The organism is Exiguobacterium qingdaonense, from assembly GCF_018617855.1.
GTDB lineage: Bacteria > Bacillota > Bacilli > Exiguobacteriales > Exiguobacteriaceae > Exiguobacterium > Exiguobacterium qingdaonense.
Genome location: NZ_JACSKY010000003.1, coordinates 41,445 through 62,255, shown reverse-complemented (window position 1 = coordinate 62,255; position 20,811 = coordinate 41,445). Strand labels below are relative to the sequence as shown.

The 20,811-nt window shown below is 48.6% G+C and carries 25 protein-coding genes and 1 riboswitch; of the genes, 6 read left to right on the top strand and 19 right to left on the bottom strand.

What is annotated here, in order from left to right:
- Positions 1-40: 40 nt before the first annotated feature.
- The 3 genes from KNP00_RS05235 to KNP00_RS05225 are packed head-to-tail and all read left to right on the top strand — an operon-like array spanning position 41 to position 3,254.
- Positions 41-1,225 carry a lipopolysaccharide biosynthesis protein gene (locus KNP00_RS05235; RefSeq protein WP_215142930.1) on the top strand — a complete coding sequence of 395 codons (1,185 nt, stop codon included), beginning with the start codon at positions 41-43 and terminating at the stop codon, positions 1,223-1,225.
- Positions 1,225-2,364 carry a glycosyltransferase family 4 protein gene (locus tag KNP00_RS05230; protein ID WP_215142929.1) on the top strand — a complete coding sequence of 380 codons (1,140 nt, stop codon included), beginning with the start codon at positions 1,225-1,227 and terminating at the stop codon, positions 2,362-2,364. Before KNP00_RS05235 ends, KNP00_RS05230 begins: the two co-directional genes overlap by 1 nt.
- Positions 2,361-3,254 (top strand): glycosyltransferase family 2 protein, encoded by an 894-nt coding sequence (locus KNP00_RS05225; RefSeq protein WP_215142927.1) that lies wholly within the window; start codon positions 2,361-2,363, stop codon positions 3,252-3,254. Before KNP00_RS05230 ends, KNP00_RS05225 begins: the two co-directional genes overlap by 4 nt.
- Here the strand turns inward: KNP00_RS05225 and KNP00_RS05220 are convergent.
- Positions 3,208-3,810, bottom strand: a complete 603-nt coding sequence (locus tag KNP00_RS05220; protein ID WP_215142926.1) for a response regulator — start codon at positions 3,808-3,810, stop codon at positions 3,208-3,210. The genes KNP00_RS05225 and KNP00_RS05220 overlap by 47 nt on opposite strands.
- A 43-nt stretch (positions 3,811-3,853) precedes the next feature.
- On the opposite strand from KNP00_RS05220, the gene KNP00_RS05215 reads away from it, so the two are divergent.
- Positions 3,854-5,191, top strand: coding sequence for a sugar phosphate nucleotidyltransferase (locus KNP00_RS05215; protein ID WP_215142925.1), 1,338 nt, complete (start codon positions 3,854-3,856; stop codon positions 5,189-5,191).
- A gap of 192 nt (positions 5,192-5,383) precedes the next feature.
- Here KNP00_RS05215 and rbsB read toward each other — a convergent pair whose 3' ends face one another.
- The 7 genes from rbsB to KNP00_RS05180 form a co-directional block, all read right to left on the bottom strand.
- Positions 5,384-6,295: a ribose ABC transporter substrate-binding protein RbsB gene (gene rbsB / locus KNP00_RS05210; RefSeq protein ID WP_215142923.1), complete on the bottom strand. Its 912-nt coding sequence runs from the start codon at positions 6,293-6,295 to the stop codon at positions 5,384-5,386.
- A 22-nt stretch (positions 6,296-6,317) separates the two neighbouring features.
- On the bottom strand, positions 6,318-7,283 hold the full coding sequence (locus KNP00_RS05205) for an ABC transporter permease subunit (RefSeq protein ID WP_215142921.1): 966 nt from the start codon (positions 7,281-7,283) through the stop codon (positions 6,318-6,320).
- 1 nt (position 7,284) lies between these two features.
- Entirely contained in the window at positions 7,285-8,763 is a 1,479-nt protein-coding gene (locus KNP00_RS05200; RefSeq protein ID WP_215142919.1) for a sugar ABC transporter ATP-binding protein, read from the bottom strand.
- 13 nt (positions 8,764-8,776) lie between these two features.
- Positions 8,777-9,166 (bottom strand): D-ribose pyranase, encoded by a 390-nt coding sequence (gene rbsD, locus KNP00_RS05195; RefSeq protein WP_215142917.1) that lies wholly within the window; start codon positions 9,164-9,166, stop codon positions 8,777-8,779.
- Complete coding sequence (gene rbsK, locus KNP00_RS05190) at positions 9,166-10,050, bottom strand: ribokinase (RefSeq protein WP_215142915.1); 885 nt, start codon at positions 10,048-10,050, stop codon at positions 9,166-9,168. The genes rbsD and rbsK overlap by 1 nt, the downstream gene beginning before the upstream one ends.
- 3 nt (positions 10,051-10,053) lie before the next feature.
- A complete protein-coding gene (locus tag KNP00_RS05185; RefSeq protein ID WP_215142913.1) occupies positions 10,054-11,031 on the bottom strand; it encodes a LacI family DNA-binding transcriptional regulator in 978 nt (325 codons plus the stop codon).
- 109 nt (positions 11,032-11,140) lie between these two features.
- A complete protein-coding gene (locus KNP00_RS05180; protein WP_215142911.1) occupies positions 11,141-11,683 on the bottom strand; it encodes a GNAT family N-acetyltransferase in 543 nt (180 codons plus the stop codon).
- 74 nt (positions 11,684-11,757) lie between these two features.
- On the opposite strand from KNP00_RS05180, the gene KNP00_RS05175 reads away from it, so the two are divergent.
- On the top strand, positions 11,758-12,204 hold the full coding sequence (locus KNP00_RS05175; protein WP_215142909.1) for a DUF4385 domain-containing protein: 447 nt from the start codon (positions 11,758-11,760) through the stop codon (positions 12,202-12,204).
- Here KNP00_RS05175 and KNP00_RS05170 read toward each other — a convergent pair.
- From KNP00_RS05170 to tenA, 8 genes are all read right to left on the bottom strand, one after another.
- The gene (locus KNP00_RS05170) at positions 12,186-12,644 is read right to left on the bottom strand and encodes a GNAT family N-acetyltransferase (protein ID WP_215142907.1); all 459 of its coding nucleotides are present in this window, start codon (positions 12,642-12,644) and stop codon (positions 12,186-12,188) included. The genes KNP00_RS05175 and KNP00_RS05170 overlap by 19 nt on opposite strands.
- 65 nt (positions 12,645-12,709) lie before the next feature.
- Complete coding sequence (locus KNP00_RS05165) at positions 12,710-13,159, bottom strand: OsmC family protein (protein WP_215142905.1); 450 nt, start codon at positions 13,157-13,159, stop codon at positions 12,710-12,712.
- Between the two features lie 42 nt (positions 13,160-13,201).
- Positions 13,202-14,767, bottom strand: coding sequence for a GGDEF domain-containing protein (locus KNP00_RS05160; protein ID WP_215142904.1), 1,566 nt, complete (start codon positions 14,765-14,767; stop codon positions 13,202-13,204).
- 105 nt (positions 14,768-14,872) lie between these two features.
- Entirely contained in the window at positions 14,873-15,511 is a 639-nt protein-coding gene (locus KNP00_RS05155; RefSeq protein ID WP_215142903.1) for an SDR family oxidoreductase, read from the bottom strand.
- Positions 15,512-15,535: 24 nt separating this feature from the next.
- Positions 15,536-16,177 carry a thiamine phosphate synthase gene (gene thiE, locus KNP00_RS05150; RefSeq protein WP_215142902.1) on the bottom strand — a complete coding sequence of 214 codons (642 nt, stop codon included), beginning with the start codon at positions 16,175-16,177 and terminating at the stop codon, positions 15,536-15,538.
- Entirely contained in the window at positions 16,146-16,985 is an 840-nt protein-coding gene (thiD, locus tag KNP00_RS05145) for a bifunctional hydroxymethylpyrimidine kinase/phosphomethylpyrimidine kinase (protein ID WP_215142901.1), read from the bottom strand. Before thiD ends, thiE begins: the two co-directional genes overlap by 32 nt.
- A complete protein-coding gene (thiM, locus tag KNP00_RS05140; protein WP_215142900.1) occupies positions 16,982-17,773 on the bottom strand; it encodes a hydroxyethylthiazole kinase in 792 nt (263 codons plus the stop codon). Before thiM ends, thiD begins: the two co-directional genes overlap by 4 nt.
- The gene (gene tenA, locus KNP00_RS05135) at positions 17,770-18,444 is read right to left on the bottom strand and encodes a thiaminase II (RefSeq protein WP_215142899.1); all 675 of its coding nucleotides are present in this window, start codon (positions 18,442-18,444) and stop codon (positions 17,770-17,772) included. The genes thiM and tenA overlap by 4 nt, the downstream gene beginning before the upstream one ends.
- Positions 18,445-18,531: 87 nt before the next feature.
- A riboswitch (TPP riboswitch) is annotated at positions 18,532-18,636 on the bottom strand.
- 136 nt (positions 18,637-18,772) lie between these two features.
- On the opposite strand from tenA, the gene KNP00_RS05130 reads away from it, so the two are divergent.
- On the top strand, positions 18,773-19,168 hold the full coding sequence (locus KNP00_RS05130) for an ion channel (RefSeq protein ID WP_215142898.1): 396 nt from the start codon (positions 18,773-18,775) through the stop codon (positions 19,166-19,168).
- A gap of 7 nt (positions 19,169-19,175) precedes the next feature.
- On the opposite strand, the gene KNP00_RS05125 is transcribed toward KNP00_RS05130, so the two are convergent.
- From KNP00_RS05125 to KNP00_RS05115, 3 genes are read right to left on the bottom strand one after another with little or no spacing between them, the layout of a single operon-like run.
- Entirely contained in the window at positions 19,176-19,328 is a 153-nt protein-coding gene (locus KNP00_RS05125) for a hypothetical protein (RefSeq protein ID WP_215142896.1), read from the bottom strand.
- A gap of 50 nt (positions 19,329-19,378) precedes the next feature.
- Positions 19,379-20,206, bottom strand: a complete 828-nt coding sequence (locus tag KNP00_RS05120; protein ID WP_215142894.1) for an aminoglycoside 6-adenylyltransferase — start codon at positions 20,204-20,206, stop codon at positions 19,379-19,381.
- Entirely contained in the window at positions 20,203-20,805 is a 603-nt protein-coding gene (locus KNP00_RS05115; protein ID WP_215142892.1) for a pentapeptide repeat-containing protein, read from the bottom strand. Before KNP00_RS05115 ends, KNP00_RS05120 begins: the two co-directional genes overlap by 4 nt.
- Positions 20,806-20,811: the final 6 nt, after the last annotated feature.

Here is a 20,811-nt window from a genome sequence, read left to right as displayed (position 1 = left end):
TCCTCCTTTTCTGATGAACGAATCGAAAGAGGTGATTAGTGTGAAAGCTGTCATGAGTCGTTATTCGATTTTACTGATTTTCCCCGTACTTGACGCATTGCTCAATATTATCAATTATTCGTATCACTTTTTTCTGGCCCGTGGCTTGACGAATCAAGACTACGGTCTCTTGAATGCATATCTTGCCCTTCTCGGACTGTTACTCATTATCGGTAGCGCTGTCCAGTGGATTGTCACCCGAAACTTAGGGCAACAGATCGCGACCGACTATCGATATATTGAAAGAATTATTTTGCTCGTCGCGATGACCTTGTCCGGCCTACTCTATATACTTATTCCATATATTCTTCCTTTATCTAGGATTAACCTTTTTTTACTTGCAGTTACAGTGTTCTTCCATATACTTGTGTCATTTAGACGTGGGGTTTTACAAGCAAATGAGCGCTTCTATGCCCTGACTCTATCTTATTACGTTGAAGCCATTGTCAAAGTGGGGATTACGTGGGTGTTTCTTGAACGACTCGACATCACGCTTGCCCTGATTGGTATTTTGATTGGTATGGTGCTGACGTACGGCCTCAGCATGTGGCAAACTCATTTTCCAGAAACGGCTGGAGAGAGACAATTTCATGGTCTGTTCCAACTCATTCATGTGCAAATCGTCATGACACTCTTCTTTTCAATCGACAGTTTACTCGTCACTCTATTTTTCCCGTCGCTCGTAGGAGACTATTCCGTCAGCCTGCGCTTTAGTCAGCTCGTCTTGTTCGTCTGTCTGTCTGTTTTCCAAGTCATGTTGCCACGTCTGAGCCGAGCGGCTGAGACGGACTCATTCCTATCGTTTGAACGCATGGTGTTCCGCTTGCTATTAGCAGCACTTGGAGTGATTGCGGTGCTTTACTTCTTGGTCATTCCATCGGTCGTTCCTATATTCTTCGGACAAGGATATGACGAGGCCGGATATTTTGTACGCTACATGATTTTCACGTATATCGGTATCATCATCGTTCAGTATGAGGCGATGTTGCAGTTCATCTTACGGAACAATCACTACTTGCGCTGGTATTGGGCTCTACTCTTCGTGTTTCTCGTTGCCTTATTCCTATTCCGGCAATCGATGGAGATGTGGCTCTTCGCTCAAGCGGTCGTCTTACTCGGTGGATCTCTGCTCCTCCGTTTCCGCTTTCACTCTGAGCGACGTCGGCGCTTAAAGGAGGAAATGTGATGAAACCCACTTTATTATGTTTATCTTGGCGAGACATTAAACACCCTAAGGCAGGCGGGGCCGAAGTATTCACGCATGAGATGCTAGCTTACGTGTCCCCTCGTTACAATATCATTCATCTGTCCCCTCATATCGAAGGACGCTCGGATGAGGAATGGATTGATGGCGTCCGTTATATTCGTACGGGTACAGACGTCACGAGCATCGTCGAGGCACGACGCTACTACAAAGCGCACGAAGAGGAAATCGATCTCGTCATCGATCAAATGAATACACACCATTTCTTCACGCCATTCTATGTACCCGAGCACAAGCGTATTCTCTTCATCCATCAATTGACGCGTGAAATTTGGCGCATCAATCTATCCCCCCCCATGTCATGGGTCGGAGCATGGACGGAGACCACTCGCTTGCGCCTTTATCGACAAAATGACGTGTTGACCGTCAGTCAGTCGACAGCAGACGATCTCGTGTCCGTCGGAATCCCTGCATCGCACATCACGATTTTACCGGAGGGTCTCAATTTCACACCGTGGCCAGAAGACGCATGGTATCCAAAGGAACAAAATCCTACATTTTTATACGTTGGACGCATGTCCGCCTATAAAGGAATCAATGATGCGGTCAAAGCGTTCGTATCCATCAAACGTGACTTCCCGACCGCACAACTATGGATTATCGGGAAAAAGAACGAAGCGTACATTACCGAACAACTCAATCCCATTACGCCGGAAGCGATACGATCTGATGTCCATTATTTCGGTTTTGTGAGCGAAGAAGAGAAACTTGAACGGATGAGTCGAGCGACGGCCCTCCTATTCCCGTCCCGTCGTGAAGGATGGGGACTAACCGTCAGCGAGGCTGCCGCTGTCGGGACGCCGACGATTGTGTACGACGCTCCTGGACTTCGAGACGCAGTTCAGTATGGAAAACTCGGTTATATGACGATGGCACAGACAGCAGAGGCGCTCGCACTCGAGATGAGACGCTGTCTAAACGACCGAGGTCACTATGAAACCGTGAGACGTGACGCCCATACGTTTGCGAAGACGTTGCAGTGGAGTCGCACCGGGACGGCATTTGAACGTTGGTTGACCGATAAGCTCGGAATCTTGATTCAGGAAGGGAGAACATCATGATTGGAATTGCGATGTCAACGTATTGTAACGAGGCAATCATTCAGGAAACGATTCAGTCCATCCAACAACAAACGGCCGAATTTGTCTGCGTGATTGCGGATGATGGCTCGACCGATCGAACCGTCGAGGTCATGCGAGAGTTAACCGCTGACGACGACCGCTTCATCATTCTCCCTCTCGCACATGGCGAGCGTGGAATCGCCCGTAAAGAAGCGATCGGTCGTCTCCGAGAGCTCAATGTGGACATGCTGTACATCATTGACTCGGACATGGTATTGACCGAGGGACTGTTGACGAGTTGTTCACTTTACCTAAAACATCACGAAGATGTCGGCGCGCTCGTCATCCCGGAAGAGGCCTATAGCACGTACACGAACTTTTTCTCCAAAGTGAAGGTGTTTGAGCGTAACCTATTCCAAATTCCTGAAGAACGGATTGATGACCGTTCAATCGAGGCGGCACGCTTTTGGCGGATGGAGGCATACGAAGCATCGGGTGGAATCAACCCCACTCAAATTAGTTTTGAAGAAACACAACCGACGATTCGTTACATTCAACAAGGTGGCATCATCCGTCGCGCCACGTTCACCACGGTGAAACATAATGAGAAGGAAGTAACGCTTCAAAATCTTCTCGAAAAGAAACGCTATTATTTCCAAGTGATGCCACAGACACTTGAGACAGAGAAAGGTGGATTTCGCAAAGCACTCGCTCGCTGGTATTTCTTCAGACCGGTGCTCTATCATCCGTCCAATCTCAAAAAATATAGACGACACCCGGTGTTAGCAACGGGAGTCGCCTACATGTACTTTCGATTGACAATGATTGGGGTATCGCAACTCTTTACCCACAAGTTCGGGAAGAGCGATCCCGTGACTGATACAAAATAAAATCTCCGTATTGAGTGGGGATGACAAAACGTTTCAACTCGTTCGTCTCCCCGGACTCGAACGATACGACGAGACTCTCTGAACTGACCAAGTCACCATTCTCATAAAACAGACAATATGCCTGTCCAAGATCATCTAGAAACTCTGTCAACGTGTCTGCGACTCGATACTTGTTCGTTTTCATGTTGACAGCTTGTTGACCGACATCTTTTATGACACGAATCACATACTCATCGATTTTCATCGGTTTCGTCATGATGCGCTTGACGTTCCCATAATTGACGGCCGCGATTAACGTGTGTGTATGCGTATAGTCAGTCAATACGATTTGATGAATGAGCGGAAACTTCTTCTTCACATAAGATAATAATTCGACCCCGTCCGTATGGGGGAGCCGCATTTCTGTGATGACGACATCGATATCGCTTGATTCTAAAATCGTAATCGCTTCTGTCGCTTCCGTTGCTTCGAAAATAAGTTCTCCTTCATTCATCAATAGACGAGCCAACGTCTTGCGTGTATGCTCATGCGGTTCGACGAGTAAGTAATTTGCCATGTTGTGTACCTCCGAAATTTTAATCGAGAAAGGGTGTCACGAAGTGAAATTACTCTTACTATCTGGTGGGTCTGGAAAGCGTCTATGGCCACTTTCAAATGATATCAACTCAAAACAGTTCATTCGACTACTTGATGACGGTCAAGGTGCCAAACAGTCGATGATTGAACGTGTCTTCTCACAACTAAGTGACATGAAGTTAGACCAGGATGCCTTTATTTTAACGAATGCGCTCCAACGTGACGCAATTGTCTATCAAATCGGGACCGATGCCAATATCATCACCGAACCGAGTCGTCGTGATACGTTTCCTGCTATCGTGCTCGGCGCAAGTTATTTAAACGAACAACGGATCGACCCGGATGAGACGGTGCTTGTGATGCCGGTCGATGCTTATGTCGACCTTCGTTTTTTTGAATACTTCCCTCAAGTAAATGAAGCGGTGCAGGCGAGTGACGATGCCTTACATCTGATTGGGGTCACCCCCCTCCATCCGACATCAAAATACGGATATATCGTCCCAAATGAAATGGCTCAAATCTCCTCTGTCCGCTTGTTTCAAGAAAAACCGGTCGTCGATGTGGCAGAGCGACTGATTGAGCAAGGTGCACTATGGAACTGTGGGATTTTTGCTTGCAAGTTACACCGGTTACTCGATGAACTGACAGAACGAAACCTACCGACGACCTATTCAGAGCTGACAAGTCGCTACGATGATTTAGAAAAGACTTCGTTTGACTATGCGGTCGTCGAACACACGGAGTCTGTATTTGTTCATCGCTACGATGGAGATTGGAAAGACTTGGGGACATGGAACACATTGACCGAAGAGATGACGTCGACAACCCATGGCCAAGTCGAACTGTTTGAATCGACGAACACCCACGTAATCAATGAACTGAACCTTCCGTTGATTGGGGTCGGGCTTGAGGATATGATCGTCGCTGCTAACGCGGATGGGATTCTCGTCTCAACAAAAGAGGCGACTCCGCAACTGAAGGATTACCTCGCTTCCTCTGATGACTATCCGAAGTTCAAATGGAAACGATGGGGACAATCGGAAGTCATCCATCATGAGACGCTTGAAGACGGAAATCATAGCATGACGCGTCGCATGCTCGTTCAGGCAGGAAAAGAACTCAGCTATCATTATCATGAAGAGACCGACACGATCTGGACGGTACTCCAAGGGACGGCGAGCGTGACGCTTGACGGACGATCATTTGAAGTAAAACCGACCGACGTCATATCGATTCGACGTGGGGTCGCCCATACGCTCAAAGCACATGAAGATGTCGTATTGATCGAGGTTCAGTATTCTAACAATCAAACTATTGACGACACTCGTCCCGTACCGCCTTCACTTGATCAGAAACATTGACATGTGTGCTGTCGGATGAAGGATGTCATCTCCTCCGATCTGATCTTCCGATGAACAAAACGAAATTCATTTTTATCTAGATATACCCTAAAAAGGGATTTACTATCCAATTCATGGACAGGGATGTGTGAACACTGAAAAAACCTCACGATACCTTACCCGAAATCGAGGTATCGTGAGGTTTCATTTGGATTATTTGATTAATTCGAGCTCTACCGGGATGTTCGCTTCCACCGTTTCGCCGCTCAAATGATTAATTGCAGCTTCCACACCCAATTTCCCGATTTCAGTTGGCTTTTGAGCGACGGTCGCTGCCATCGTTCCACCTTCGACCGCTTTGACCGCATCGTCTGTCGCATCGAACCCGATGACTTTCACGTCACTCATACCAGCTGCATCGAGCGCTTGAACGGCACCGAGCGCCATCTCATCGTTATGCGCGAACACAGCGACGATATCTTTATTGTCCTGTAAAATGTTCTCCATGACCGTCAATCCTTCTGCACGGTCAAAGTTCGCAGATTGTTTTGCGACTACCTCGAGTTTCCCATCGATTGCTTCATTGAACCCTTGACCACGGTCACGTGTCGCAGACGCTCCCGGAATCCCTTCAAGTTCAACCACTTTTTGTCCTTCCCCAACGAGTTCGACCATGTAGTCACCCGCCAACTGACCGCCAGCAACGTTATCTGACGCCACGTGTGCGACGACGTCACCGGTTTCAGCATTACGGTCTACTGTGATGACTGGAATACCCGCATCGTTCGCTGCCTGTACCGCTGCTCCAACCGCTTCTGAGTCTGTCGGATTAATTAAAATCAAGTCCATGCCTTTTTGAATCATGTCCTCAACGTCGTTCACTTGTTTTGCCGCATCATTTTGTGCATCCGCCACAGTAAGTGTCGCATCCATTTCGTTCGCCTGCTCTTCTGCACCTTCTTTTAGAGCGACGAAGAACGGGTTGTTCAATGTTGAAATCGAGAGTCCAATTTCGTAATCCCCATCTTTCGTTTCCGTCTCAGATGTTGACCCCGGTTGTTCTGTCGAGCAAGCTGCCATCAATACCATTGTCAGTGCGAGTAGCCAAGCTGTCCATTTTTTCATGTTCCGTTTCCCCTTTCGCGTGTTAAGCGTTTTGTCGACGATCAAGCAATACTGCAAACAATATAACTGCACCTTTTACGACGAGTTGGAAGAAAGATGATACGCCGAGAAGGTTCAATCCGTTATTTAACGTTCCGATGATGAGCGCCCCGATCAACGTTCCGACGATCCAACCACGGCCACCCGCTAGGCTCGTTCCCCCGAGAACGACAGCTGCGATGGCATCGAGTTCATATGACGTCCCTGCCGTCGGTTGAGCGGAGTTGAGGCGCGAGGTCAAGATAATCCCGGCGAGTGCCGCGAGCATCCCAGACAACGAGTAAATCATGATTTTGACTTTATTGACGCCAATCCCCATCAATTTTGCCGCTTCCTCATTTCCACCAATCGCATACGTATGCCGACCGAATGTCGTCTTCTTCAAGATAAAATAGAGGACACCGAACGCGAGTAACATCGTCAATGCCGGCACCGGAATAATCCAGAAGTAACCACGTCCGAGCATCTCGAACCAACCAGAATCTCCAAGACCTGTAATTGGTCGACCGTCCGTATAAACGAGCGTCAATCCCCGATAAATCGTCATCGTGGCCAATGTCGCAATAAACGGTGCCACTTTCCCGTACGTGATGACCGCACCGTTAAAGGCACCAAGAAGAGCACCTGCGATCAAACCGAGAGCGACAGCCATAATTGCATGTTGACCATCTACCATCATGCCTGCCACTAATGCAGATGCGAGAGCTAAAATGGAACCGACCGATAAATCGATCCCTCCCGTCAAGATGACGAACGTCATCCCAAAAGCAATCAAGGCGTTAATCGAAACTTGTCGAAGTACGTTAAAGATATTGTTTAATGATAAAAATCCTGGTTCTAGCGCGGTCACGACGACGACGATGACGAGCAGACCAAACAGTGGGCCTAACTTTTGTCCCCATCCGAGTCGACCGGGGCGCTTCAGTGCAGTCGTTGCTTTCAATTCCATGTCATTGCCCTCCTGTCGCATATGTCATAACTTTTTCTTGTGTCGCCTCTTCTTTCGTGAGCGTTCCCGTCACGACACCTTCCCGCATGACGACAATTCGGTCGCTCATGCCGAGCACTTCTGGTAAGTCAGAAGAGACCATGATGATGGCGACACCCGATTCCGCGAGATCGCTCATAATGTTGTAAATCTCTTTCTTGGCACCGACATCGACACCCCGGGTCGGTTCATCCAAAATCAAGACGTCCGGCTCGACACCTAACCATTTACCGAGCACAATCTTCTGTTGGTTCCCACCGGACAGCGATTTCACTTTTTGTTCCATCGAATGGTGCTTGACCCGCAGTTTTTGCAAGTACGTCTCCGCGAACGTTGCTTCTTGATGTTTCGAGATGACGGACCCTTTCGTCCGCTTGTCGAGTGTCGGGAGTGACAGATTTTCTCGGAGCGAGAAGTCGAGTAGCAACCCCTCTCCTTTTCGGTCCTCTGTCAAAAATGCGATGCCGTGCTTGATGGCGTCTGCTGGAGTTTTGATGCGAATCGGCTTCCCGTTCAACTTGATGACTCCACCTTTATGGGTGTCCGCCCCGAACAAGGCACGCATCACTTCGGTCCGTCCCGCTCCCATCAATCCGGAAAATCCAACGATTTCACCGGCACGAACGTTGAACGATACGTTGTGGAACCGGTTACCGATTAAATCATCCACTTCGAGTACAACATCCCCGAGCGTTGTGGTACGTGCCGGATACCGTTCACCGATTTCACGCCCGACCATATCACGTACAGTTTCTTCGAATGACGTGTCTTGAATCATGCGCGTCGAGATGGATTGCCCGTCTCGCAGTACGGTGATGCGGTCACACAACTCAAAAATTTCTTCCATCCGATGGGAGATGTAGATGATGGATACGCCTTGGTCCCGTAATGCCCGTGATACGGCAAAGAGTGCTTGGATTTCCCGATCCGTCAAGGCTGCTGTCGGTTCATCCATGACGATGACTTTCGCATCCGTCATGAGCGCCTTCGCAATCTCAATCATCTGCTGTTGACCGACAGATAAGTTCCGAGCCACTTCATTGACGTCCATGAATACATTCAATTCTGCTAAATACTCCCGAGCCCGTCTCGCCATCTCTTGCTGTTTGATTGTCCCAAACGGCCCCGTCAGTTCTCGACCGAGAAACAAGTTCTCCGTCACCGTCATTTCAGGTAAGATATTGAGTTCTTGATGAATGAAGGCGATGCCTTCTTGCTCCGCTTCTTTCGGGTGTTTGAATTGCCGTCTCTTCTCATCAATCAGGATCTCTCCTTCATCTTGAGCGTGAAGACCGGTCATCACTTTCATCAACGTCGATTTCCCGGCACCGTTCTCACCCATGAGCGCATGAATCTCCCCAGGTAATAGCTCGAAGTCGACCCCTTTTAAGACGGAGACCGGACCGAACGACTTATGGATTCCTTTCAATTGAATGTGCATCGAATCCCTCCCCTTAAAAAATGACCCCGGCGTGCAAGATGACGTTGGCGTAAGGTGTCGCTTCCCCGGTTCGAATGACGACTTTCGCTTTTTCCACTTCACGTTTGAACTCTTCATGTGAACACATGTCGACTTCTCGATACTGCTCTTTCAATGAATCGGCAATCGCCGGATTATGCGTGAGAATTTCCTCGGCAATCGTGATACGCTCCACGACCATGTCGGAGTTCACAGCGTCTAAAACGTCTAAAAAAGAAGGTTCCCCGATGCGAAGACTGAGGTCGACCCGTTTTACACCGTCCGGAATCGGCAATCCACAATCCGCGATGACGACCCGGTCTGTATGCCCGAGATCGGCAAAGATTTTAGCTAGATGACTATTCAAAATCCCTTGTTTTTTCATCACACATGCTCCAATCGTTGTTGTACAGCTTGACGTGTCGGCATACCGCCCTGTGCGCCAAACCCCTCGACACTCATGCCGGACGCGACCACGGCAAATCGTACCGCCGCTTCTAAATCGTTATGTTCGACAAGTGCAACCGCGAGTGCGCCGTTGAACGTGTCCCCCGCTCCCGTCGTATCGACGACGTTCGCTCGGATGGCCGGTACGTGCCGAACTGATTGCCCATCATGGAATCGTACGCCGCGTGCTCCCTCCGTGACGAGTAGTTTGTTCGGATATCGCTCGAGCACTTCATCCACGGATAAACCATCGAATAAATCGCGGCACTCATGTTCATTCGGTGTCAGATACGTGACTTGTTCAATCACTTCTGGCGGGAGCGGTTGCGACGGTGCCGGATTCAGTAATACTGGAATCCCTTTTGACTGACAATAAGACGTCACTTGCCGGACGGTCTCGATTGGAATTTCGAGTTGGAGAAGCACAAAAGATTGATCGTCTAGAAGTTTCTCAAGTTCTTCTTCTGTGAAGGTAACCTGTTTGTTCGCCGATTGAACGACGACAATCGAATTATCTGCTTCTGCCAAGACGATATGGGCAGTGCCCGTTACCTCATCTCGTATAACACGAACGTTCGTGACATCAACGCCATGCTGTGTAAAATTCTGAAGAATATGTTGTCCAAACGGGTCGCTCCCCACACAGCCGACCATTTGTACGGTACCGTCTAATCTTGAAGCGGCGACCGCCTGATTCGCTCCCTTCCCCCCTGGAACGGTACGAAACGAATCACCAATTACCGTTTCTCCTGCTTGCGGACGTTTGTCGGACGTGACGACGAGGTCCATTGATATACTGCCGATGACAACAATGCGTTTCATTCTCTATTTCTCCTTTCGCTTTGTCGTTTGCCTTTCAAGTAACGTGACCGGTAACAGCATCTCTTTCGGTTGCGTATCCTTTTTCTCAATCAAATCAAGCAATCGTTCGGTCGCCATTCGTCCCATTTCATAAATTGGTTGTACGATGGTCGTCAACGGTGGCGACGTCATCTCACCTAGCTCGATCCCGTCATACCCGATGACTTGTAGTTCTTCCGGAACACGAATATTTCGACGGACGGCTTCTTGCAATACTGCGGCTGCAATCACATCGTTCGCTGCGAAGATGCCATCGAACGGCCAAGCGTGATCGAACAGCTCTTGGGAGGCTTTCAATGCATCTTTGAACGTGAACGTGGACTCGGTCATCCCGACGAGCTTGTCTCCCGCTACTTCGACGAATCCTTCCGTTCGACGCTTGACGGTCTTGAGATGATCGGGTCCGGCGATGTGGGTCAGCCGTGTCGCTCCACGCTGTAACAACGTGTCGGCTGCCAACTTCCCACCCTCATAGCCGTCAGAAATGACTGCATCGATGCCCGCCTTCACGATCCGGTCAAGCGCAACCATCGGTAGATCCAACGTCTCATAATTCGGATTGTGTGAATGATTCGTCGTGATGATCAAACCGTCGACATGCATTGTCTGCAAAGCGACCAAGTATGTCTGCTCTTTTTCAAGTTGCTCGTCCGTGTTACATAAGACGACTTGATAGCCATGCTGATTCGCGACATCTTCAATCGCCCGAGCCAGCTGCGGAAAGAACGGGTTCGTGATGTCTGGCATGATGAGTCCAATCAAATTCGATGATTTTTTATAAAGCGAACGCGCGACTCGGTTCGGTGCGTAATTCAATTCCGCAATCGCCTTTTCGACTGCTTCTTTCGCCTCTTCGCTCACATATCCACTTTTGTTCATGACGCGTGATACGGTCGCTACTGAAACGTTCGCATGTTTTGCTACTTGTTTGATTGTCGCCACTTGACACCCCTCCGTTATGGAAACGCTTACAAGACCATCTTAATGTGTAACCGGTTACATATCAAGGGGATTTTGAATATTTCATGAAAAAACACACTGAAATCGTGCTTCAATGTGTAAAGAACGTCGGATTTAATTGGACATAGACGAGATTTTCTACCGTTCGTCCGTCGAGTCGGGTCAATTCCTGTTGTTTTGTAAACGCATAGGTGAACCCAGACTTTTCAACGACGCGCCGCGATTGGTCATTGAAGCTGAAGTATCCGCACCAAATCCGCTCCAACCCTAACGCTTCGAACCCAAATCGAATCATCGCCTGAACGGCTTCCGGCGTATAAGCGTTTCCCCAATAGTCTGGACTGAGTACATAACCGATTTCACGCTGTGCCTCATGTTGGATTGAAGGGTTTGGTCTTCGGTCATGTAACCCGATGCTACCGATCACTTTCCCGGTCTCTTTCAAGACGATGGCCCATACATCCCCCTCCTTGATAAACAGTTGAATGACGTCCCTTGTTTCTTCAATTGATTCATGAGGTGCCCAACCGGCCATCGGTCCGACTCGCTCATCTTTTGCATAATGGTACACATCTTCTGCATCTTTTAACGTAAATGCCCGTAAAATCAATCGTTCTGTCTCTAAAGTGATCATCTCAATCCGTCCTTTTCCTTCGAGTTGTTTCCTCCACCGCCCTAATGGGAAACGTTAGGCGAGGAGGAATGACCATGCCATTTGATTACGATTTAAACTTTGATGAAATCGACTTTCGAAAACAACCGGAGCTGTACCGGGTCGGTCGTGGTGAACAAGGTGTGTTACTCGTCGAACCGTATAAAAGCGAGATTTTGCCTCATTGGCGATTTAAGACCCCTGAGATTGCGAAGCAATCTGCCGAAGAAATCATGGAGTTGTTTGAAGCGTATCGCGCGAACGATGATTTCGTCGGGATGGATATGGCCCGAAAGTTCATTCAAATGGGCTATACACGAGCCCGGCGCTACGCCAATTATAAAGGCGGGCGAAAATATAAAGAAGACGGTGACATTCATGAACGCCAAATCGATGAGGAAAAGGCGGAGTCTGCACGCATCTTCAAAACGTATTGGGATCAGCTTCGTGCCGATGAGGATTATTTGCGACGTAAAAAAGCACATCAAAAACAGTATGGTTGATCGCGTACCATCACTTGAAAGGGGACACCATTCCGCTCGAACGATGTGATGGTGCGAAATCCGACCGTTTCGTATAGATGAATCGCGCGCTCGTTGAAAGAAGCGACAGTCAGTCGAAGCGGTTTTCCTTTTTCGATTGCCCTCTCGATGACATAGGTCACGAATGCGCGTCCCCGTCCTTTCCCCGTCAAGTCAGGCCGCATCCCAAATCCGATGTCCGTGAAATCTGACGAATATAGATATGTCGAATTGGGCACTTGAGCCGGGGAGCCGATACAATAAAATCCAATCAGTTCATGTTTTTCTAAAGTTGCCTGATACGCCATCAACTCGGCGATTCCCTCTTCAGAAGGAGGCTGATTATAGAAGTCATAAGGAGCTCCGTAGGTCCATTCTTGAATTTGGCCTGCCCATTCACGTGTCATCGGTTGGTGATGCATCCGTTTCCCCCTCCATCCTCGTTTACGCCTCTTATTATGTAAAAAAGATGAGGTTGCCCCCACCTTTATTTCCGAACCCATTCTGCCGTCATCGTCACATCTGCCGCATGCATCAGATTATGGATTGGGCATCGTGCCTCGACACCTTTCCTTAATTCCGCAATCCGCTCATCCGATTCGGTCGTGTCGAGTATGATTTTCATATGAACCGACTCAAAATAAGTGCGCACACCTTCCATCCCTTGGAAACCTCGCGGATCGAGTGTACCTTCCGTACCAAACTCGACCCCTTCATACTCAAAGCTCAAGTCCTGGGCGACGTAAGCAATCATGATGGTCGTACAAGACGACAGCGCACCGAGAAGATATTCGAGTGGGTTTGGTCCCATATTCGTTCCACCGAGTCGTTCCGGTTCATCGACGACAAATGGAGTGTGCTCGCCTACACGAACAGTCGTCTTGACACCTCCCGCCTCTCCTTCAGTCCGCATCGTCACTAACGGTCTCTCTGACATATCGCATCCTCCTCTCAATGATTAACCATTTTTATGTTCCCTTTACATCGGACCATGTAACGCCTCATTATAAATCGCATAATCATTTTTTCCGTTCTGTTTGATTTGATACATCGCCTGATCCGCTTTATGAATCAACTTGTCCAAATCGGTCCCTTGGTCAGGGGCGTGACTGACCCCGATACTTGCCCGAATTGGAATCGCCAAATCTGGGGTTTTGAATGGATTTCGATTCAACGTCATCTGAAGTTCGTGAATAAATGCCAGCACTTCAGAATCTGTTAAATCGACTAAGTAAATGTAAAATTCATCGCCTCCGACGCGGGAAGCCAACCCGACGTCTCGAGTCGAAGCTTCCAACAATCCGCCTAAGTGTGTCAAGAAGTGGTCTCCGATTTGATGGCCGTACGTATCGTTCACCGCTTTGAATCCGTCTAAGTCAATAATGAGTAAAGACAATCTCGCAGAATCAAGCAATGCATGATCGGCGCGTTCATAAAACGCACGTCGATTTGCCAGTTTCGTAAGCGGATCATGATAGGCAAAGAAACGGATTGTTTGCTCGGCCTCTTTGAACGAGTGCACATCACGAATGATAATCATTCCGTGAATCGTTCGATCGATGTCGACGAAATCCCCATCGATAACGACATAACGCTCTTGTCCCGATTTTGTCATGATTTTCGTTTCAAACTCTAAAAACTTTTTTCGCGTGATGAAGTGTTGATTATAATGTTCCAGCCACTCCGTTTTTTTCTTTTCTGGCAATAGATCGACAAAACGCTCATTCATGACACGCACCGTATGAAATAAGGTACGTGCAGCTGGATTCGCACTCTCTATATTGCCTTCAGGATCAATCAAAAGAATGGCAGATGGATTCAAATTATAAAGTGTCCCGTATCGTTTTACGTAAGAGGTCAAGAAATCCAAACGGTTCATGGCAATCACGAGTGCCACCGCCCAAACCAATCCCCCATACATGTACGAATAAGGCGGCATGAATCCACGGAATTGAAAATAACCGAAGACGATATCCCACAACAAGATGACAATAGCCGTCCAAAAAAGCATACGTAATACTCGTTGGTGTTCTCTTCGATTCGTTTTTCGTAATGCATAAAAAATAAGGCAAATAATCAGGAAGTGAAAAATATTCCCGATCGTCAGCGTGATTAAATATGATGAATTGAACTCAGGATAAATCCAAACTCCCACTTGCTCAAACTGCTGACTATTCGTAAGGTTTTCTCTTCGAACGTACGTCAGCACGACAGGAATCAATGGTAAATAGACGACCCACGGGTAAAGCCATTTTGGCGCTTTCGTGCCTAATCCTGTGATACTTAACATAAAATGAACGGAAAAAACAAAAATGAGAATCCCGGCATTCCCAAACCAATATGTAATAAGTGCCGGACTATATTCAATCGGTGAAAGATGACGGACAAACTCTGCCAAGAAGAGCATCGAATAGCCGAAAACAAACAGGCTCAACAAACGATGCTCCACTTTATTCGGATTACGTTGAAAGACATCGAGTGCTAAAAATCCGAGTAAAAATGACGGCACTAAGTAGACCGCCAGATAAAGAAACATCTCGGTCATGCGGAACCTCCTTAACTGAATGTAATCCCCTATTTCGCCATTCTGTTCTCTTTCCCCTTTCAAAGCGACAAAAAACGGGATAGTCCATATCCCGTTCCTTCATGCTTATAATGTTTCTTCAATCGGGATATCCCCTTTAATCAAATCAATCGCTTTGTTCTGCGCATTCGAATGGTCATGGAGCACATGTACCAAGAACGATGCCACATCTTCACGCGGGACCTCGCCACTTCCTTCGAACTGCGTGTTCACTTTGCCCGTTCCTGCGTCATCCGTCAATGCCCCCGGACGAACAATCGTGTATGTGAGCCCACTCTCTTCTAGCAAACGATCGGCATGATGCTTCGCCACATAGTAAGGTCTCATCGAATCCGGCCAAGCCGAGCGATCTTCAGCTTTCAAGGCACTGACCATGACGAAATGCTTAATGTTCCCGTTCGCTTGTGCCGCCTCGATACTTTTCGCTGCACCGTCTAGGTCAATCAAGAGCGTCTTGTCTGCGCCGGTACTTCCACCAGAACCAGCCGCGAACACGATGACGTCCATCCCATCGATGGCTTTCTGTAAATCTTCCACTGAACCTTCGAGGTCACCGAGTACGGCGTTGTACCCTTTTGACTTGAAATCCTCAAGTTGCTCTTCTTTACGCACCATCGCAGTCACTTGATGCTTTCCTTCATCATGTAATTTTTCGACAAACTGACGGCCAATTTGACCGTTTGCACCGATTACAAATACGTTCATCTGTCTTCCTCCTCAACATTGATTTCAGAGACAAGCGAAACGCCGGGTAGCTGCTGCTACATCCGGTGCAGAAGCGATGGCAGAGATGACGGCAACACCGTCCGCCCCATCATGTATGATTGCCGGTACATGTTCCGGACGAATGCCCCCGATCCCCACAATCGGAAGCAGCGGATAGTGTCGACGAACCTGTTGAATCAGTTCCGTGCCACGCACATGCCCTGCATCCGCCTTACTTGTTGTTGCATGAATCGGTCCGATCCCGACATAATCTGCGAACGGAAGAGCCGCACTTGCTTCCTCCATCGTATGGACAGAGACACCTAACCATTTATCAGGTCCCAACTGTTGACGAACCCATTCGGCAGGCAAATCGTCTTGGCCGACATGCACACCATCCGCACCAATCGATCGCGCCAATTCCACGTCATCGTTGACGATAAATGGAACATTCGCCCGTCTACATAAGTGTTGGAGCGTTTTCGCCATCGCTTCTTTTTCATCTCCATACAATGCACCTTTACCTTTTTCACGAAATTGAAAACATGTCACCCCACATCGAAGTGCCGTTTCCACCGTCATGACCAAGTCACTTGAATCGGTCGTCCCGCATACGAAATAAAGGCGAAGTTGCTTAGCGAGCGCTCGTTTCGTACATGACGTCAATGGTAATCACCTCTTCTTTCGCTAAACGATGTCCCCAGTGATTGGTCGGTCCATGACCTTGTCCAATTGATAGCCCGTGTGCAATCGCCTGATGGATGAATCGTTTGGCATCCACGACCGCTTGACGCAACGTCTTCCCATACGCCAATTCAGCCGTCAATGCGGCCGAGAACGTACATCCCGTCCCGTGCGTATCTTTCGTTTGAATTCGAGGTGCTTTCACGCGGAAGGCTTCAGATTCGGCCATAATGAGATCCACGGCATCCGTATCATCGGCATGTCCCCCTTTGATGACGACAACATCGACACCAAGACCCCGAATCAATTGAGCGGCTTTCATTCGATCCATCTCGGTCCGAATCTCCATTCCAGCTAGCACCTCTGCCTCAGGAATGTTCGGGGTCACGACGGTCGCTTGTGGCAATAACTTCGTACGAAGTGCTTCGACTGCACTTTCTTGTAGTAAGGAAGCCCCACCTTTCGCCACCATGACAGGGTCGACGACGACATGATCGAAATCGTAACGTGCAAGCGCTTTGGCCACCACTTCAATGCGTTCCGCATCCGCCAACATCCCGGTTTTACAAGCGGTGATGGCAAAATCATCCGCCACCGCATCGATTTGCCGGTTAATCATTTCCAAGGAAATGGCTTCAATCCCATGAACCCCAAGTGTATTCTGAGCTGTGATGGCGGTGAGCACGCTCGTCCCGAACACACCGAGCTCTTGAAACGTTTTGAGGTCAGCTTGAATACCGGCGCCTCCTCCTGAATCAGATCCTGCGATTGTCAACACTTGAGGTCTCACGATGTTGTCACCTCGATCCGATTCGTCGGGATAGCATGCTGTGCCAATTGATGGAGTGCATTTAAAAAGTGAATCGGGAAGTCTCCCGGCCCTTCCGCCCGTTCACTCGCTAGCTCCCCGCAATAGGCGTAGCCTGACATGGCAGTCACAGTCGCCTTGAGCGCATTTTTTTCAACGGCTAGACAAGCTCCGACGACCGCACTGAGTAAACACCCTGTACCGGTCGTCTCAGTCATCCGTTTCGTCCCACCTCGGACTTCCATGACGACATGTCCGTCACTGACCATATCTTCTTTTCCAGTCACGGCCACGACACATCCGTATCGTTTTGCGGCTTCAAGTGCCAGTTGTCGTGGTTCGCATGCACCGTCACCCGCATCGACACCACGAGCCGCCCAATCGACACCAATCAATGTCGCAATCTCTCCTGCGTTCCCTCGAATGACCGTGACACGGACGTGGCGTAAAATACGCTCGATGACATCTCGGCGAAATGATGTCGCCCCCACTCCGACCGGGTCGAGTACAATCGGGCATCCTGCCTCGTTTGCCGCTTGCCCTGCACGAATCATCGTGGCTTCGGTCATCGTTCCAAGTGTCCCGATATTTAACACGAGCGCATCGCTCACGAATGTCATCTCTGCCACTTCTTCAATCGCGTCTGCCATCACTGGAGAGGTGCCGATTGCGAGCAGTCCATTCGCTGAAAAATTCGCCACAACCGTGTTCGTGATGTTGTGAATCAACGGAGCCTGCTGTCGAATCTCGTTCCAAATCTCATGTCTCATTGGTTGACCTCCTGCGACAATGTCCACGACTCAAGCGTCCACGCCATTTCCCAAAAAGCGACTTCGTAATAGCAACTCTTCAAGAACAGTTTCGTATAACGTACACGTTCCTCTTCCGTCGCTTGACCAGCCAGTTCATCCAACCGATCAATCTGTTCTTCTACGAGTTCGCGGAACCATTCAGAGCCGTATGTCGCAATCCAGGCCGAATAAATCGGATGGTCCGGACGCTTGTCTTTCAGACGTTCACCAATCTCGTAATACACCCAGTAGCATGGAAGAATCGATGCCAGCACGTCCCCGAGAGTCGGTCCTGCCTGTTGCATATGGAGCGCATACGCATAAGCGGTCGGCGCCGGTTCGAAGTTCGCCAATTCGACATCCGTCACATTTAGCATCGTGAAAAACTCACGATGAAGTGCAAGCTCCGCCTCAATCGTGTGTAAGGCATGTGTTAAAAAACGGCTTGAGAGCTCCATCGTCGGTGCGAGCGTAGCTCCTTTTGCCTGTACTTTTGAAAATTGATTCAAATAATAGGAATCTTGCATGACATAGTGTCTGAACTTTTTCTCATCTAGCGTGCCTTCTCCAAGCGAACGGACGAATGGATGATGAAAACTTGCTTCAAACAACCCATCTGCTTCCTGACGTAAGTGATCTGTAAATTTCATAGTGACCCCTCCTTATATAAGTGAAAAGACGCCGCCTCCCATAACGGAAGCGGCGTCTCGGACAATCATATCTAGATGGAGCTATATGAGTCGTATCGCCCACTTCCCTACGCTAGCGTGAACTAGATCAGGTTCAAAGGGTCTGGACCTTGTCCATCTCAGCCGCGTGACGCGACTCCCCTAGTGGCAAACATTATGAAATTCAGTCGTCTTCGACCACATTTTATCAATCTTTTCATCAATTGCAAACCTTTTCCGATTCTGTTTCCCATTCTTCGTTACGGGAATGGGTAAATGAACCTGTTTACGTGAAAAGGATGTGTTGAGATTGAATACGATTTTATTGACAATTGCCTTACTCTTCATCAGTTTGAACGTATTTTGGTTTTTCAAACGTCGAACGTACAAGCAAGCAGGATTTGATGGAAGATTGTTTACTCAGTTGTTCGTCAGCCTATTCGGTGTCATGTTAGGATTCACATTGATTTATTATGCATTGTCTCGTGATTCAGTCATTCTCGTCACTTCACTCGAATCCATGAATGCCGTCGAACCGACTTGGGAAAACCTCCTGTACTTCAGCGGGGTCACGTTACTATCCATTGGTTTTGGTGATTTGTTACCGATAGGTTTGACCCGATTATTCGCTATCATCGAAGGCGCCATCGGTATTTTGTTACCGAGTGCCTTCTTCATCAAATCGATGTATCAAAAAGACGAGTGAGTGTCTCCTAACGCCCAGTAATGAGTAAGAACATATTAAATGCGACGAGACCAAGGGGAAGCATCGCAACCAAAATGATTGGCCATTTCTTTAAACGAACGCCGACAAATAGGACAAGACTTCCGACTAAAAGGGCAATAAATGTCGTATATGGATTCATAAAAAAACGCTCCTTTCTCTATAAGAAGCGTTTCCCGGCTTGTGCCGTCATTAATCGTTTGAATGTCGAAGTGATGCACATGCAGACCGGACGCGTCTCGCCTCTTCCTCTCGGAATATGAAGTCGCCTTGTTCGGCGACACGTTGTGCACAAAAGAAGAAGAGTGATTGCAGGCGGTCGTGGGTGTCTTCGATGGCGCTCAGCTCAGCCGAAGCATACGTCGTCCCTAGCATCTCCCACAATTCTTCTGGCAAGTGGTCGCGCATCCCGTCGCCCGATTTCCCGAGATTCACGGAGAATTCCGTCGCATAGCCGATGTTCCATCCCATCATCTGACGGAGCATCTTTCGCATGATGTCGAGGTGGTCGAGCGCGTATAGCACCTGATGTCGTTTGATTCCTTTGACGACATAGAGCGACACCCACCAAAACTCATTCCAACAAGCTGCATACTCGTCTGCAGATGGACGTGTCACACGGTATGTGTCGTCTGACGGTGTCACACCTGGATGATGATCTCGGTCGAATACGATCTGACTAAGCGAGTCGGCTTCGAGCATCGCTTCAAGTTGCGCTACGCTTCGAATCGTCAAATCAATGCGGTGTCCGCTCACATATTGCACTAAAAACGTCACATGTCGTTCGGGATCAGACGTCTCAGGTGTCTGCATAATCAAGACCTCTCCAAACATGTCGATCCATGAGCGATCGGTCGCAACCGCTTGAACGTCTTCCACGTAAAAGGCAAGATCGACATCCTGATACGGGTCTGGTCGGATGTTCGGATTGATGAGCGAGCCGTTCAAGACGACCGTTCGGATGGATTCACGTTCTTTTGCGAACGCAACCAACTGTTCAACGATTTGTTCCGGTTTCATTCTACAATCGCCCCCAATGAGCGCGCGACTTGGATTGCCTGCATCGCGTCTAGTTTTGTTTGCTGTAACGTCACGTTCGAAAAATCAACCCCATCGACGAGGGCTCCTCTGAAGTCGGCACTACGGCACACCGCATGTTGCAGTGTCGCTCGTGACAAGTCCGCCTGATGCCAAACCGTCTCAGTCAAATCGGCACCGTACAGGTCCGCCTCAATTAAACGTACGTGGGACCAATCCACCTTTTTGAGCGACACGTAACGAAGGTTGACGAACGACCAGTCCCCTTCCGTTACACGGACGCCTTCAAACTGACTTTCTTCGAAAGATGAACCGGTCATTTTACATTGTTCAAACTCACTCGTGAACAGATTGGCACCCTGGAACTGACAGTTCAAAAATGAACTCCCGACATGACGGGACGCATTCCATTTCGAGTCGGTGAAATCGCAGTTGATGAACTGACAGCGTTCTGTTTGTAGTTCCGTCGCATCGACGTATGTGAAGCGACAGTTCTCAAACGTGACGTGTGACAGTTCTTCGTCTCGGAGTGTTACGTCACGGAAATCTTCATCTCGATATTGCGTATGTGGTTGAAACATACGACC